This window comes from Streptomyces sp. NPDC091272, from assembly GCF_044757485.1.
GTDB lineage: Bacteria > Actinomycetota > Actinomycetes > Streptomycetales > Streptomycetaceae > Streptomyces.
The window spans coordinates 439,337-454,990 of sequence record NZ_JBIVVC010000005.1 but is presented as its reverse complement, the minus strand read 5'-3'; the positions used below and the strand labels follow the sequence as shown (position 1 = coordinate 454,990).

Below are 15,654 nucleotides of genomic sequence, written 5' to 3'. Positions count from 1 at the left end.
GTACGGGCGGAGCGGACGGACCTGACTCGGCCCTGGTGGAGGCGGGGTTCCGCGACCGGCCCAGGGCTTCGAAGGAAGGTTAGCCTAACCTTGCGTTGGCCGGAAAGGGGTGTCCGGTTTCCGCCCGTACGGAAGTGATGTGCGGTTCTTGGGGGTTGGCGGTGGGCCGACGCCCCGTCAGGCCTGCATGCCGAGTTCGCGGGCGATCAGCATCCGCTGCACCTCGCTGGTGCCCTCGCCGATCTCCAGGATCTTGGAGTCGCGCCACATGCGGGCCACCGGGTACTCGTTCATGAAGCCGTAGCCGCCGTGGATCTGGGTGGCGTCGCGGGCGTTGTCGACGGCGACGGTGGAGGAGTAGAGCTTGGCGATGGCCGCCTGCTTCTTGAAGGGCTCGCCGTTGACCAGGCGCGAGGCCGCGTCGTACCAGCCGACGCGGGACATGTGGGCCCGCGTCTCCATGTCCGCGATCTTGAACTGGATGGCCTGGTTGGCGCCGATCGGCTTTCCGAAGGCGTGCCGCTCGCGGGCGTACTTCAGGGACTCGTCGACGCAGCCCTGCGCGAGTCCGGTCGCGAGCGCAGAGATCGCCACCCGGCCCTCGTCGAGGATGCGCAGGAACTGGGCGTATCCTCGCCCCTCCTCGCCGAGCAGGTTCGCGGCGGGCACCCGGACGTCGGAGAAGGACAGTTCGCGGGTGTCGGAGGAGTTCCAGCCGACCTTGGAGTACGGGGCGGCGACCGTGAAGCCCGGGGTGCCGGACGGCACGATGATCGAGGAGATCAGCGGCTTTCCCGTCTCCGGGTGGCGGCCGGTGACGGCGGTGACGGTGACCAGGGCGGTGATGTCGGTGCCCGAGTTGGTGATGAAGCACTTGGAGCCGTTGATGACCCACTCGTCACCCTCCCGGACGGCCGTCGTACGGGTGCCGCCCGCGTCCGAGCCGCCGTCCGGCTCGGTCAGGCCGAACGCGCCGAGCGCCTCGCCCGCGCACAGCCTGGGCAGCCACTGCGTCTTCTGCTCCTGCGTGCCGAACCGGAAGATCGGCATCGCGCCGAGCGAGACCCCCGCCTCCAGGGTGATGGCGACCGAGGAGTCGACGCGGGCCAGCTCCTCCAGGGCGATGCCCAGCGCGAGGTAGTCGCCGCCCATGCCGCCGTACTCCTCGGGGATCGGCAGGCCGAAGAGGCCCATGCGGCCCATCTCGCGGATGATCTCGTACGGGAACTCGTGGCGCTCGTACAGGTCGCCGATCTTCGGGGCGACGACGTCGTGCGCGAACTCCTCGACGGTGCGGCGGAGTTCTTCGTGCTCGGAGGTGAGGCGGTGGTCCATCGTCAGGTGTCCTTCAGTCCTTGTGGGCGAGGGTGCGCACGGTCAGTCCTCGTGGGTGAGGGCGCGCACGGTGCGCGAGGGGCTGGGGCGGCCCAGCCGGCCGGCCATCCACATGCTTGTGGCGGTGAGACGGCCGAGGTCGACCCCGGTCTCGATGCCGAGGCCGTCGAGCATCCACACCAGGTCCTCGGTGGCGAGGTTCCCGATGGCCGACTTGGCGAACGGGCAGCCGCCGAGGCCGCCGGCCGACGCGTCGACGGTGGTGACGCCGTGCCGCAGTGCGGCGAGGGTGTTGGAGAGGGCCTGCCCGTAGGTGTCGTGGAAGTGCACGCCGAGCGTGCCGGTGGGGACGGCGGCGGTGTTCAGGGCGGTGAGCAGTGCGGTGACCTGTCCAGGGGTGGCGACGCCGATGGTGTCGCCCAGGCTGAGTTCGTCGCAGCCCATGTCGAGCAGGGCGCGGCAGACCCGCACCACCTGGGCCTCGGGGACGGCCCCCTCCCAGGGGTCGCCGAAGCACATCGAGAGGTAACCGCGGACCTGCGCGCCCGCCGCCTTCGCGCGGGCCACGACCGGCTCGAACATGGCCAGGGCCTCGTCGACCGTGCGGTTCAGGTTGGCCTTGGCGAAGGACTCGGTGACGCTCGCGAAGACGGCCACCTGGCGGGCGCCGAGGGCGAGGGCGCGGTCGAGGCCCTTCTCGTTGGGGACGAGTACGGGGAGGTCGACCGTGCCCGCGAGGTCCTGGAGCTGCGGGAACAGGGCTTCCGCGTCGGCGAGTTGGGGGACCCATTTGGGGTGGACGAAGCTGGTGGCCTCGATCGTGGCCAGGCCCGCCGCGGCGAGGCGGTGGATGAACTCCGCCTTGACCTCGGTGGGGACCGTGCCCTTCTCGTTCTGGAGGCCGTCCCTGGCCCCCACCTCGTGGATCCGCACCCGGGCGGGGAGCCCGGGGTCGCGGACGACCATGGGGAGTGTCATGCGGTGTCCTCCTCGTCGGGGGCGACCACGGCCAGGACCTGGTCCATGGCGACGGTGGCCCCGGCCTTGACGTCGAGCTCGACGACGGTGCCGGCGTGCGGGGCGGCGACGACGTGCTCCATCTTCATGGCCTCCACGACCAACAGGCTCTGACCTGCGCTCACCTGGTCGCCGACGGCGACCTTGACGACGGTCACCGTGCCCGGCATGGGGGCGGTCAGCGCGTCCGCGCCGGCGTGGGCGGCGCCGGTGAGGGTGGCGGCGACGGGGTCGTACGCCTGGAGGTGCCAGGCGTCCGCGTCCCTGCCGAGCCACACGCCGTCCGGCGAGGCGGCGGTGTGGAAGGTGTGCATGAGTCCGGCGACCTCGACGCAGAGGGTGCGTTGCCCGTGCGGGGCCCGCACGAGGCGCGCCGGCAGGGCCTCGGCCTCGGGCGAGGCCTCGGGCGCGGCTCCGGGTGTGGCCCCCGGCGCGGCTCCGGGTGCGGGCGCACCGTCGATGCGTACGGAGCCCTCGCGGACCCGCACCGCCACCGGCTCCTGGCCCGGCGCGCGGAAGTGGTGCACCGTCCACGCGGGGGCGCCGCCGAGCCGCCAGCCGCTCGGGGCGTCGAACGGGTCCTGCCACGCGCCGGCCGGTGCCTCGGGCCGCGACTGCGCCCACAGCCCCGCCGCCGCGTACACCTCCGGCGGTACCGCCGCGTCGGCCAGGGAGTCCGCGTCGCGCTCGACCAGGCCCGTGTCCAGGTCACCCGCCACCACGTCCGGGTGGGCGAGCAGCCTGCGCAGGAAGCCCGCGTTCGTCTGTACGCCCAGGGTCACGGTGTCCGCGAGGGCCGCGCGCAGCTTGCGCAGGGCGGTGGGGCGGTCGGGACCGTACGCGATGACCTTCGACAGCATCGGGTCGTACAGGCTGCCGACCTCCGTGCCGACGCTCAGCCCGGAGTCCGTCCGGACGCCGTTGCCCTGCGGTTCGTCCAGGGCGAGGATCGTGCCGCCGGACGGCAGGAAGCCACGCGCCGGGTCCTCCGCGCAGACACGGGCCTCGACCGCGTGGCCGGTGAGCGTGATGTCGGCCTGGCCGAAGGGCAGCTCGGCCCCCGAGGCGACCCGCAGCTGCCACTCCACCAGGTCGACGCCCGTGACCAGTTCCGTCACCGGGTGCTCGACCTGGAGGCGGGTGTTCATCTCCATGAAGTAGTACGAGGACGGGTCGTCGCCCGGCACGATGAACTCGACCGTGCCCGCCCCCGAGTAACCGCAGGAGCGGGCCGCCTGCACCGCGGCCTCGCCCATCGCCGCCCGGGTCCGCCCGTCCAGCAGGACCGAGGGTGCCTCCTCGATGATCTTCTGGTGGCGGCGCTGGAGGGAGCACTCGCGCTCGCCGAGGTGGACGACGTTGCCGTGGCCGTCCGCCAGGACCTGGATCTCGATGTGCCGGGGGCGGTCGATCCACCGCTCCACCAGCAGCGTGTCGTCGCCGAAGGAGGAACGGGCCTCGCGGCGGGCGTCCGCGATCTCGTCGGCCAGGAGGGACTCGTCACGGACCAGCCGCATGCCCTTGCCGCCGCCGCCCGCGGAGGGCTTGAGCAGTACCGGCATGCCGATGTCCCGCGCCGCGTCGGCGAGTTGCGCGTCCGTCAGGCCCGAGCCCGACGACCCGGGCACCACCGGCACACCCGCCGCCTGCACCGTCTCCTTCGCCCGGATCTTGTCGCCCATCAGCGAGATCGCGGACGGGGGAGGCCCGATGAAGACGAGTCCGGCGGACGCACAGACGGAGGCGAAGTCCGCGTTCTCCGCGAGAAATCCGTACCCCGGGTGGATCGCCTGCGCTCCCGAGCGCACCGCCGCCTCGACCAGCCGGTCGGCGCGCAGATAGCTCTCGGCCGCGGCGGGCGGTCCGATCCGCACCGCCGTGTCCGCCTCACGGACGTGCCGGGCGTCGGCGTCGGCGTCGCTGAAGACGGCCACCGAGCGGATGCCCAGCTCGCGGAGCGTACGGATGACGCGGACGGCGATCTCGCCGCGGTTGGCGACCAGCACCGTGTCGAACAGTGCGGGGTCGATGGGGGAAGTCGTCATGTGTCGTCTCACATCCGGAAGACGCCGAAGGCGGGGTCGGCGAGCGGGGCGTTGGCACAGGCGGTGAGGGCGAGGCCGAGGACCTGACGGGTCTCCGTCGGGTCGATGACGCCGTCGTCCCAGAGGCGGGCGCTGGCGTAGTAGGCGTTGCCCTGCTGCTCGTACTGGGCGCGGACGGGCTCCTTGAAGGCCTCCTCGGCCTGCGCGGGCCACTCCTCGCCCCGGCCCTCCAACTGGTCGCGCTTGACCGTGGCCAGTACGGAGGCGGCCTGCTCGCCGCCCATCACGGAGATCTTCGCGTTGGGCCACATCCACAGGAAGCGGGGGGAGTAGGCCCGGCCGCACATCGAGTAGTTGCCCGCCCCGTAGGAGCCGCCGACGACCACGGTCAGCTTCGGCACCCGGGCGCAGGCTACCGCCGTGACCATCTTCGCGCCGTGCTTGGCGATGCCGCCCGCCTCGTAGTCGCGTCCCACCATGAAGCCGGAGATGTTCTGGAGGAAGACCAGCGGGATCCCGCGCTGGTCGCACAGCTCGATGAAGTGCGCGCCCTTCTGCGCGGACTCCGAGAAGAGGATGCCGTTGTTGGCGACGATGCCGACCGGGTGGCCGTGCACCCGGGCGAAGCCGGTGACCAGCGTCTGCCCGTACTCCGACTTGAACTCATTGAAACGGGAGCCGTCCACGACGCGCGCGATGACCTCCCGTACGTCGTAGGGCGTGCGGGAGTCGACGGGCACGGCCCCGTACAGCCCCGCCGGGTCCACCGTCGGCTCCTCCACCGGCGCGACCGACCAGGGGAGCTGCCCCCGGTCCGGGAGCGTCGCGACGATGTTCCGTACGATCCGCAGCGCGTGCGCGTCGTCCTCGGCGAGGTGGTCGGTGACGCCCGACGTACGGGAGTGGACCTCGCCGCCGCCCAGCTCCTCGGCGGTGACGACCTCGCCGGTGGCGGCCTTCACCAGCGGCGGCCCGCCGAGGAAGATCGTGCCCTGGTTGCGGACGATGACAGCCTCGTCGCTCATCGCCGGTACGTACGCCCCGCCGGCCGTGCAGGAGCCGAGGACGGCGGCGATCTGCGGGATGCCGGCGCCGGACATCCGGGCCTGGTTGTAGAAGATCCGCCCGAAGTGCTCGCGGTCCGGGAACACCTCGTCCTGCATCGGCAGGAAGGCGCCGCCGGAGTCGACGAGGTAGAGGCAGGGGAGACGGTTCTCCAGGGCCACCTCCTGGGCCCTGAGGTGCTTCTTCACCGTCATCGGGTAGTACGTGCCGCCCTTGACGGTCGCGTCGTTGGCGACGATCACGCACTCGCGTCCCGAGACCCGTCCGATCCCGGCGATGACGCCTGCCGCCGGGGCCTGGTCGTCGTACATCCCGTTCGCGGCGAGCGGGGCGAGCTCAAGGAAGGGCGAGCCGGGGTCCAGGAGGGTGTCCACCCGGTCCCGGGGCAGCAGCTTGCCGCGTGCGACGTGCCGGGCGCGGGACTTCTCACCGCCGCCGAGCCGGACGGCGGCGAGGCGCGCGCGGAGGTCGTCCGCGAGCTTGCGGTGCCCGGCCTCGTTGGCCTGCCAGGACGCCGACGAGGGGTCCGCGGTACTGGTCAGCACCGGTGCTTGGTGCGACTGCTGCATTCTGTCGAGCTCCCTTGCCCGCCGGAGGTGCGTGCCGCGCGGGGGCCGCGCGAGGTTAGTGACCGTTAACGCATTCCCGAGGTTAACGAGCGCTAACGACTCTGTCCAGGGTTCTCCGCACGGCGCGGACGGGTGGTGGCGGTGCGGGCCGACGACCTTCGGTGCGGACGTCGTGGCGCACAGGTTAACGACCGCTAACCCGGCGGTCTAGAATGGCCCCATGAGCACCCAAGCCGCGCCCAGCGGTACGCCCCGGGTCGCGGCCCCCACCCGCCGCGAGCAGATCCTCAAGGAAGCCGCGCGACTCTTCGCCGAGCGCGGGTTCCACGGGGTCGGCGTCGACGAGATAGGCGCGGCGGTCGGCATCAGCGGCCCCGGCCTCTACCGGCACTTCGCGGGCAAGGACGCGATGCTCGCGGAACTGCTGGTGGGAATCAGCGAACGGCTCCTGGCAGGCGGCACGGCCCGGGTCGCGGAGGCCCCGGACGACCCGGCGGCCCTGCTCGCCGCCCTCGTCGACGGCCACATCGACTTCGCGCTCGACGACCGCCCGCTGATCACCCTGCACGACCGTGAGCTGGACCGGCTGCGCGACGCGGACCGCCGCCGGGTGCGCCGGCTCCAGCGGCAGTACGCGGAGCTGTGGGTGGCGGCAGTACGGCAGCTGCACCCCGCCACCCCTGAGTCCGAGGCCCGCGCGGCGGTCCACGCGGTGTTCGGGCTGCTGAACTCGACCCCGCACCTGGGCTCGGGCCTGCCGGGCCGGGACGCGACGGAGGCGTTGCTGCGCCGGCTGGCACACGGGGCGTTCGGCGCGCTGGGGGCGGGGCCCGGCGCGAGGTAGCCCCGTCCACCCCGCGGAACTCCCCGTGCGTCCCCGCGCAGGCCCGGCAGAATGGACCTCATGCCGATACTCAGCCGTGGCGCCCTCGTCGACCACCTCGTCCGCACCCGCATCGCGGGAGACGTCGCCACCCCGCGCGACAACAACCTCTCCCACTACCGCAAGCTCGCCAACGGCGACCGGCACTACTGGCTCGGCATCGAGCTGGGGGACCGGTGGACCGACGAGCAGGACGTGCTCGCCGTGATGGCCGAGCGGTGCGGGGTGAGCGACGACCCCGAGCACCGGCACGGCCAGGACACCATCGACCCGGAGCTGACCGTCGACGCGCTGGACCGGGCGGCGGCGCGGCTGCGCAAGGCCGCAGCCGACAGGCAGCGGGTGTTGTTCGCGACCGGGCACCCCGGGGCGCTGCTCAACGTGCACGGGGCGACCGCGCGGGCGCTGCGCGACGCCGGGTGCGACGTCGTACGGATCCCCGCCGGGCTGACCGCCGACGAGGGGTTCGTCGTGCAGTTCGCCGACGTGGCGGTCTTCGAGCGGGGGGCGAGCCTGTGGCACACGCACTCGCCCGCGCCGATGACGGCGATCCTGGACGGCCTGGAGCGGGGCGGGGAGGCGCTTCCCGACCTCGTGTTCGCCGACCACGGGTGGGCGGGGTGCGCCGGGCAGCGCGGCCTGGACTCGATCGGCTACGCGGACTGCAACGACCCGGCGCTGTTCCTCGGGGAGGCGGAGGGGACCATGGCCGTCACCGTCCCGCTGGACGACCACGTCGTCGACCCGTTCTTCTACGAGCCGATGACGGACTACCTGCTGGACGCGGCGGGGCTGCGCTGAGAGGTCGCGCGGGGCGGGGCGGTTCGCGTAACGCGCCGAATGCCCCGTACCGTCCGTACATGAGTGATTCGGGCGAGCACCCCTCCGCAGCGGCGGTCCGGAGCGGCAGTGAGAAGGGTGGCGAGAAGGGCGGCGAGAGCACCTTCACGGTCATCGTCGCGGCGGTCGCCAACCTCGGCATCGCCGTCGCGAAGGCGGTGGCCGGCGCGATCAGCGGTTCCAGCGCGATGCTGTCCGAGGCGGCGCACTCGGTGGCCGACACGGTCACCGAACTCCTGCTGCTGACCGCCCTCAAGCGCAGCGGCAAGCCCGCCGACGCCAAGCACCCGCTGGGCCACGGCCCGGAGCGCTACATCTGGGCCATGCTCGCCTCGGTCGCCACCTTCGTCGGGGGCGCCGTCTTCTCCGTCTACGACGGGATCCACACCCTCACCCACGGCGAGGAGCTCGGAAACCCGCTGGTCTCCTACGTCGTGCTGGCCGTCGCCTTCCTCCTGGAGGGCTACTCGCTGCGCACCGGCGTCAAGCAGGTCAGGGCGGAGGCCGCCCGGCTGGGCTCCCCCGTCGGCCGCTACTTCAGGCTCACCCCGGACACGGCGGTCAAGGCCGTCGTCATGGAGGACTCGGCGGCCCTGGCCGGACTGCTGCTGGCGGCGGCGGGACTCGGCCTCGGCCAGCTCACCGGCTCCGGCGTCTGGGACGGCATCGCGTCCGTCCTGATCGGACTGCTGCTGGTGTACGTGGCGTGGGTCCTGGGCCGTAGCAACGCCCAGCTGCTGATCGGCCGGGCGCTGCCCCCGGAGATGCGCGACGGGGTCCGCGAGGAACTGCTGTCCGTCCCGCACATCGTGGAGGTCATCGAACTGACCACCCTCATCCAGGGCCCGGACGAGCTGCTCATCGCTGCGAAGATCGACTTCAGGGACATCTCGTCGGCGGCCGAGGTGGAGTGGGCCTGCGAGGAGGCCGAGCAGCGGCTGCGGACGCGCTACCCGGCGATCGCCCGCGTCTATCTGGACCCGACCCCGCGCCGGGGGCGAGGAGACCGCGGACGCAGCCCGGCCGCTCCCGGCGAGTAGTGGTCCGTCGACGCAGGCCGTTGGCGCAGCCCGACGGCGTCCGGTGGGGGTACGGGTGGGTACGCGTGGGGTACGCGAGCGGCCCCGCCCCGCGGCCATCGCGGCACGCGAACCACCCCGCCCCACGGTCACCGCGGTACGCGCACCACGCCCTCCTGGATGACCGAGATCGCGAGCCGTCCGTCCTGCGTGTAGATGCGCGCCTGGCCCAGCCCCCGGCCGCCGGACGCGGAGGGGGACTCCTGGTCGTACAGCAGCCACTCGTCGGCCCGGAAGGGCCGGTGGAACCACATCGCGTGGTCCAGCGACGCGCCGACCACGTCCCCCGTCGCCCAGCCGCCCCGGCCGTGCGCGAGCAGGACCGAGTCGAGGAGCGTCATGTCGGAGACGTAGGTGGCGAGGCAGACGTGCAGCAAATGGTCGTCGGCGAGCTTGCCGTTGGTACGGAACCAGACCTGTGAGCGCGGCTCACGCGGCTCGCCGACCGTGGCGTACGGGGGCTGGTCGACGTAGCGCAGGTCGATCGCCGCGCGGGCCGCGAGCAGCCGGTCCACGGTGGCGGGGTCGACGAAGCGGTCCGCGTAGCGCGGCAGCGTCTCGGCGGCGGTAGCCAGCGTGGCGGGATCGGGCGAGGCGGGCATCGGGGACTGGTGCTCCATGCCCTCCTCGTACGTCTGGAAGGACGCCGAGAGGTGGAAGATCGGCTGCCCGTGCTGCACGGCGACGACCCGGCGCGTGGTGAAGGAGCGCCCGTCCCGGATCCGGTCCACCGTGTAGACGATCGGGGCACCCGGATCGCCCGCCCGCAGGAAGTACGCGTGCAGGGAGTGGGTGAGGCGGTCCTCGGGGACCGTGCGGCCGGCGGCGACCAGGGCCTGCGCGGCGACCTGGCCGCCGAACACGCGGGGGACGATCGCCGAACGGCTCACGCCCCGGAAGATGTCCCGCTCGATCCGCTCCAAATCGAGCAGATCGAGCAGGGACTCAAGTGCCTTGTTCATGGGAGTAGTTGTACCGGGCCGGTACTGTTCCCGGTCCTACAGCCCCATGTTCTTGGCGATGATCATCTTCATGACCTCGCTGGTGCCGCCGTAGATGCGGTTCACCCGGTTGTCGGCGTACAGACGGGCGATCGGGTACTCGTTCATGAAGCCGTAACCGCCGTGCAGCTGGAGGCACTTGTCGATCACGCGGTGCGCGACCTCGGTGCAGAAGAGCTTCGCCGACGCGGCCTCGGCCGCGGTCAGCTCGCCGGCGTCCAGCGCCTCCGTGGCGCGGTCGACGACCGCCTCGGCGGCGTCCACCTCGGCCTGGCAGGCGGCCAGTTCGAACTTGGTGTTCTGGAACGTGGCCACCGGCTTGCCGAAGACCGTACGGTCCTGCACGTACTGCTTGGTGAAGCGGATCGCGGCCTTGGCCTGGGCGTAGGCGCCGAAGGCGATGCCCCAGCGCTCGGAGGCCAGGTTGTGGCCGAGGTAGCCGAAGCCCTTGTTCTCCTCGCCGAGGAGGTCCTCGACCGGCACCCGCACGTCGACGAACGCCAGCTCGGCGGTGTCGGAGGTACGCAGCCCCAGCTTGTCGAGCTTGCGGCCGACGGAGTACCCGGCCAGCTTGGTGTCCACGGCGAACAGGGAGATGCCGAAGCGGCGGTCGTCCTCGCGGGGCGCGGCGGTACGGGCGCAGACGATCACCCGGTCGGCGTGCACACCGCCCGTGATGAAGGTCTTGGCGCCGTTGAGTACGTAGTGCGAGCCGTCCTCGGAGAGCTTGGCGGTGGTCTTCATGCCCGCGACGTCGGAGCCGGTGCCCGGCTCGGTCATGGCGAGCGCCCACATCTCCTCACCGGTGACGAACTTCTCCAGGTACCGCTTCTTCTGCTCGTCGGTGGCGAGCATCTTGATGTACGGCAGGCCGAGCAGCACGTGCACGCCGGAGCCGCCGAGGTTCACCCCGGCCCGGGAGGTCTCCTCGTAGAGGACTGCCTCGAACTTGTGCGAGTCCAGGCCCGCGCCGCCGAACTCCTCCGGCACGTTGATGCCGAACACGCCCAGCTCGCCGAGCTTGTAGTAGAAGTCGCGGGGTGCCTGGCCTGCGGCGAACCACTCGTCGTAGACGGGTACGACCTCGGCCTCGATGAAGGACCGGAGGGTGTCCCGGAACGCCTCGTGGTCCTCGTTGAATACGGTACGGCGCACGGGAACGCCTCCTTCGGCGGAGAGTGGGTCGGCGGCACGCTCGGCCGAGGTGGGCTAAGCGCTTGCTCAGATACCCGGCAAAAGTTACCGGCCGGTTATGGGGGTGTCCAGAGCAGCGGGGTGTTGGAGGGACCACATCGGGGGGCGGGATGTGGCGGAGGCGGCGGGGTGGACCGGACGACCACGGCTTCGACCTGTCCGCCGTGTCCAAGTCCCTGCCCCGCGTCATCGCATCCGTACATGTGCGGAATCCGTCGTGCTGCCTACCCTCGACCTCATGAACACTCCCTCCGCCGAGCCCCGCGGCCCCGTCGACTCGTCCCGCATCCCCCGGTACGCCGGACCGGCGACGTTCGCCAGGCTGCCCCGCCTGGACGAGGTCGGCGGGCGTACGGACGTCGCGGTCGTGGGCGTGCCCTTCGACACGGGTGTCTCCTACCGGCCGGGCGCGCGTTTCGGCGGCAACGCGATCCGCGAGGCGTCGCGGCTGCTGCGGCCGTACAACCCGGCCCAGGACGCCTCCCCGTTCGCCCTCGCGCAGGTCGCGGACGCCGGTGACATTGCGGCGAACCCGTTCAACATCAACGAGGCCGTCGAGACGATCGAGGCCGCCGCCGACGACCTGCTGGGGTCGGGCGCGCGGATGATGACGCTCGGCGGCGACCACACCATCGCGCTGCCGCTGCTGCGGTCGGTGGCGAAGAAGCACGGGCCGGTGGCGCTGCTGCACTTCGACGCGCACCTGGACACGTGGGACACGTACTTCGGCGCGGAGTACACGCACGGCACGCCGTTCCGCCGGGCGGTGGAGGAGGGCATCCTCGACACCGAGGCCCTCTCGCACGTCGGCACGCGCGGCCCGCTGTACGGCAAGCAGGACCTGCGCGACGACGAGAAGATGGGCTTCGGCATCGTGACGTCGGCGGACGTCATGCGGCGGGGCGTGGACGAGGTCGCGGACCAGCTGCGCGCGCGCATCGGGGACCGCCCCCTCTACATCTCGATCGACATCGACGTGCTGGACCCGGCACACGCGCCGGGCACGGGCACGCCGGAGGCCGGTGGCCTCACCTCGCGCGAGCTGCTGGAGATCATCCGCGGGCTGTCCTCCTGCAACCTGGTCTCGGCCGACGTCGTCGAGGTCGCGCCGGCGTACGACCACGCGGAGATCACGTCGGTGGCGGCGTCGCACACGGCGTACGAGCTGACGACGATCATGTCCCGCCAGATTTCCGCTGCGCGGGGCTGACGGGGGGAGGCCGAGCGCCTTCCAGCCCTCTGGGGGAGGGGGACCGCACCTTCCGCTTGCCCACCCTCAGCCTCCTTGGGCAGCGGGGCGGCCCGCTACCCCACCCCCAGCCGCCTTGAGCGGCGGGGCCGCCCGCCCCTTTCCCGCTACCCCAGCTTCCTGGGCACCGGGGCCGCCCCTTTCCCCGCGCCCCCAGCCCTCTTGGGCAGCGGGGCCGCCCCTTCCCTCTCCCCTCCCCTCCCCACCCCAGCCTCCTTGGGCAGCGGGGCCGCCCCCCGGGGGCGGGACGGGTGGGCAAGGGGGCGGCCCCTCGCGCGGAGCGCACCCCTTCGCGCCGGGCCGGCCTTGCGTGGGGCGTTTCCTTCGCGCGGGTGCGTCGTGGCTGGGCGCGCAGTTCCCCGCGCCCCTGGAGGGGCCGTCTCACACCGTGCGGGTGGGTGGGGGCTGGTCGCGCAGTTCCCCGCGCCCCTGAAGGCTGCGGCCCCGGAGAGCGCGCGCGTCTCGCGCGTGGGGTGGGGGGTCCGCCACCCGCATCACCCGGCATGCGCCAAGCTGATCGTATGAGTCACGATCACGACCTCGTCCTGCGCCCCACCCCCGCCCAGACCGTCGCCGCCCTCGCGCCGCCCGTCGGGCGTACCGGTGGGGATCTGGTCGTCGAGACGCTCAGAGGGCTCGGTGCGACCACCGTCTTCGGGCTGCCCGGCCAGCACGCCCTCGCGCTGTTCGACGCGCTGCGGCGCTCGAAGCTCGCCTATGTCGGCCTGCGGGTCGAGAACAACGCCGGGTTCGCCGCCGACGGGTACGGGCGCGTCACGGGTGAGGCCGCCCCGCTGTTCCTCTCCACCGGGCCCGGCGCGCTGACCTCCCTCCCCGCCCTCCAGGAGGCCGCCGCCGCCTCCGCCCCCGTCCTGGCGATCTCCAGCCAGGTTCCGGCTGCCGGGCTCGGCGGCGGGCGGCACGGGCACCTGCACGAGCTGCGCGACCAGCAGGCCTCCTTCCGGGACGTCGTGAAGTCCGTGCACGTGGCGCGCACCCAGTCGCAGATCCCCTCCGCGATCGCCGAGGCCTGGGAGTCCGCGCTCAGCGCCCCGCACGGGCCCGTGTGGGTCGAGATCCCGCAGGACGTGCTCGCGGCGGAGACCGCGATTCCCGCCGTCAACGCCCCGGACGCCACCCCGCACGAACTCCCGCCCCGCCCCGAGCTGACCGCCGTCGCGGCCCACCTCCTGTCGGGCGCCGCCCGCCCGGCGATCGTCGCGGGCGGCGGAGTCGTACGCTCCGACGCCTCCGGCAAGCTCAGGCAGCTCGCCGAACGGCTGAACGCCCCCGTCGTCACCACCTTCGGCGGCAAGGGCGCCTTCCCCTGGCGCCACCCCCTCTCCCTCCAGTCGTGGCTGGAGGACCGGCACACGACGGAGTTCCTGGAGGACGCCGACGTGCTGCTCGTCGTCGGCTCCGGGCTCGGCGAGCTCAGCAGCAACTACGGAACCTTCGCCCCGCGCGGCCGTATCGTCCAGATCGACGCCGACCTCGGCAAGCTGGAGGCCAACCACCCCGCGCTCGGCATCCACGCCGACGCCCGTCTGGCCCTCACCGCCCTCCTGGAGACGATCGAGGACGTCCGCCCCGACGACGGCGCCGCGGACGCCGTACGCGACGTGCTCTGCCGGGTGCGGGAACGTATCGCCGCCCAGGACCTGGACCAGGAACAGCAGCTACTCGCCGCGATCCGCGAGGCCCTGCCCGCCACCGCCCCCAGCTTCTGGGACATGACGATCCTGACCTACTGGGCCTGGTCCGCCTTCGACCCGGCCCGCCCCAACACCATGCATTCGGCACAGGGCGCTGGGGGGCTCGGCTACGCCTTCCCGGCCGCCCTCGGCGCGGCCGTCGCCGACCCGGACAGCCCCGTGCTCGCCGTCTCAGGCGACGGCGGCGCCATGTATTCGATCGCCGAGCTGGCCACCGCCCGTCAGCACGACCTCCCCGTCACCTGGCTGATCGTCGACGACGGCGGCTACGGCATCCTGCGCGAGTACATGAGCGAGGAGTACGAGGAACCGACCGGCACCGAGCTGGCCCGCCCCGACTTCGTCGCCCTCGCCGAGTCCTTCGGCGTACCGGCGACCCGTACCACCCCGGAGACCCTGTCCGCCGACCTCGCGGCGGCCCTCAAGGCACCGGGCCCTTCGGTCGTCGTGCTCCCGGCCGTGCTGAGGATGTTCGCCCCCACCCACCTCGGTGCCTGACCCCCGGGCCGCGCTCCAGGGCGGGCCGCCCAACGGGTGAGGGGCTGTTACCGAACGCGTACACCCCGGTCGTACAACTTTTCCCTTTCCCCCTAGTCATCTGATGCGGAAGCGCCACGAGCGCGCTTCCGCATCACTGATTTCAGGGGACGGGACACGGGGCATGACCACACGCGCTGTACGCATCTCACGCGCTGTACGCACCTCACGCACGAACCGAATAGGCAGAGGCCTCACGGCCGCCGCGCTCGCCACCGGGGTACTGCTCCCGGTGGCCGCCGCCGGGCCCGCCACCGCCGCCGCGCCCACGGTGGCGTGCAGCTCGAACAAGGCGGGGCTGGCCAAGAAGCTCACCGCCGACATCACCGCCGCCCTGCGCGGCCGGCCCGGATCCGTCGCGGTCACCGTGTACGAGCACTCCAGCCGCACCTACTGCGCGCTGCGCTCCTGGGACCGCTTCGACTCCGCCAGCATCGTCAAGGTCACCGTCCTCGCGGCCCTGATGTGGGACGCGCAGAAGAAGAACCGCGCGCTGACCGCGGGCGAGCGCAGGAACGTCGACGCCATGATCACCAAGTCGGACAACAACGCGACGACCGCCCTGTGGAAGCAGCTCGGGGTGGCGAAGGTCAACGCGTTCCTGAAGGCCGCCGGCATGCCCGCCACCAAGCCGGGCTCCGGCGGCTACTGGGGGCTCACCCAGGTCAACGCCTCCGAGCAGAGCAAGCTCCTCGGACTGATCACCCTGCGCAACAACGTCCTGAAGGACGCCTCCCGTGCGTACATCCTCGACCGGATGGCGCATGTCGTGGCCGGCCAGCGCTGGGGGACCCCGGCCGGCGCCCCCGGCAAGGCCCGTGTGCAGGTCAAGAACGGATGGCTGCCGCGTGCCACGCAGGGCTGGCGGGTGCACTCGCTGGGGGCCTTCACCGGCCTCGGGCACGACTACACCATCACCGTGCTGAGCCACGGCAACAAGACGATGCAGCAGGGCGTGGACACCATCCAGGCCGTCTCCCGGGCCGTGCACCGCGACCTCAACCCGGCGGGGAGCAGCAAGGCGCGCACCTTCGAGGCGCCCGTGCCGGCCGTCGTCCCGCCGGCCGTCCCGCAGGAAGTGATTCCGCCGGTGCCGCGCTGAGCGGCGCAGGGGGGCGTGCCCCG

12 protein-coding genes are annotated in these 15,654 nt (G+C 72.4%); 6 read left to right on the top strand and 6 right to left on the bottom strand.

All coding sequences use genetic code 11. The features are described 5' to 3' along the window. Positions 1-177: 177 nt before the first annotated feature. Genes ACIQM4_RS17575 through ACIQM4_RS17560 form a run of 4 tightly spaced genes read right to left on the bottom strand, consistent with a single transcriptional unit; the run spans position 178 to position 6,031 of the window. Entirely contained in the window at positions 178-1,341 is a 1,164-nt protein-coding gene (locus ACIQM4_RS17575) for an acyl-CoA dehydrogenase family protein (RefSeq protein ID WP_401592365.1), read from the bottom strand. A gap of 36 nt (positions 1,342-1,377) precedes the next feature. Further along, positions 1,378-2,313, bottom strand: coding sequence for a hydroxymethylglutaryl-CoA lyase (locus ACIQM4_RS17570; RefSeq protein WP_401592149.1), 936 nt, complete (start codon positions 2,311-2,313; stop codon positions 1,378-1,380). Continuing rightward, a complete protein-coding gene (locus tag ACIQM4_RS17565) occupies positions 2,310-4,370 on the bottom strand; it encodes a biotin carboxylase N-terminal domain-containing protein (RefSeq protein WP_401592363.1) in 2,061 nt (686 codons plus the stop codon). The genes ACIQM4_RS17570 and ACIQM4_RS17565 overlap by 4 nt, the downstream gene beginning before the upstream one ends. A gap of 35 nt (positions 4,371-4,405) precedes the next feature. Then, a complete protein-coding gene (locus tag ACIQM4_RS17560) occupies positions 4,406-6,031 on the bottom strand; it encodes a carboxyl transferase domain-containing protein (protein ID WP_401592147.1) in 1,626 nt (541 codons plus the stop codon). A gap of 220 nt (positions 6,032-6,251) precedes the next feature. Between ACIQM4_RS17560 and ACIQM4_RS17555 the strand changes: the two genes are divergently transcribed. From ACIQM4_RS17555 to ACIQM4_RS17545, 3 genes are read left to right on the top strand one after another with little or no spacing between them, the layout of a single operon-like run. Beyond that, complete coding sequence (locus tag ACIQM4_RS17555) at positions 6,252-6,875, top strand: TetR/AcrR family transcriptional regulator (protein ID WP_401592145.1); 624 nt, start codon at positions 6,252-6,254, stop codon at positions 6,873-6,875. Between the two features lie 60 nt (positions 6,876-6,935). Continuing rightward, the gene (locus ACIQM4_RS17550) at positions 6,936-7,715 is read left to right on the top strand and encodes a phosphatase (protein ID WP_401592143.1); all 780 of its coding nucleotides are present in this window, start codon (positions 6,936-6,938) and stop codon (positions 7,713-7,715) included. A gap of 59 nt (positions 7,716-7,774) precedes the next feature. Further along, complete coding sequence (locus ACIQM4_RS17545; protein ID WP_401592141.1) at positions 7,775-8,794, top strand: cation diffusion facilitator family transporter; 1,020 nt, start codon at positions 7,775-7,777, stop codon at positions 8,792-8,794. Between the two features lie 128 nt (positions 8,795-8,922). On the opposite strand, the gene tesB is transcribed toward ACIQM4_RS17545, so the two are convergent. Both tesB and ACIQM4_RS17535 read right to left on the bottom strand, forming a co-directional pair. After that, entirely contained in the window at positions 8,923-9,795 is an 873-nt protein-coding gene (gene tesB / locus ACIQM4_RS17540) for an acyl-CoA thioesterase II (protein ID WP_401592139.1), read from the bottom strand. Between the two features lie 36 nt (positions 9,796-9,831). Beyond that, positions 9,832-10,989 carry an acyl-CoA dehydrogenase family protein gene (locus ACIQM4_RS17535; RefSeq protein ID WP_401592137.1) on the bottom strand — a complete coding sequence of 386 codons (1,158 nt, stop codon included), beginning with the start codon at positions 10,987-10,989 and terminating at the stop codon, positions 9,832-9,834. Positions 10,990-11,266: 277 nt separating this feature from the next. Here ACIQM4_RS17535 and speB point away from each other — a divergent pair, with 277 nt between their 5' ends. The 3 genes from speB (at position 11,267) to ACIQM4_RS17520 (ending at position 15,631) form a co-directional block, all read left to right on the top strand. After that, positions 11,267-12,238: an agmatinase gene (speB, locus tag ACIQM4_RS17530; RefSeq protein WP_401592135.1), complete on the top strand. Its 972-nt coding sequence runs from the start codon at positions 11,267-11,269 to the stop codon at positions 12,236-12,238. 560 nt (positions 12,239-12,798) lie between these two features. Next, positions 12,799-14,490 carry a thiamine pyrophosphate-binding protein gene (locus ACIQM4_RS17525; protein ID WP_401592133.1) on the top strand — a complete coding sequence of 564 codons (1,692 nt, stop codon included), beginning with the start codon at positions 12,799-12,801 and terminating at the stop codon, positions 14,488-14,490. Between the two features lie 163 nt (positions 14,491-14,653). Continuing rightward, the gene (locus ACIQM4_RS17520; protein ID WP_401592131.1) at positions 14,654-15,631 is read left to right on the top strand and encodes a serine hydrolase; all 978 of its coding nucleotides are present in this window, start codon (positions 14,654-14,656) and stop codon (positions 15,629-15,631) included. Positions 15,632-15,654 lie beyond the last annotated feature (23 nt).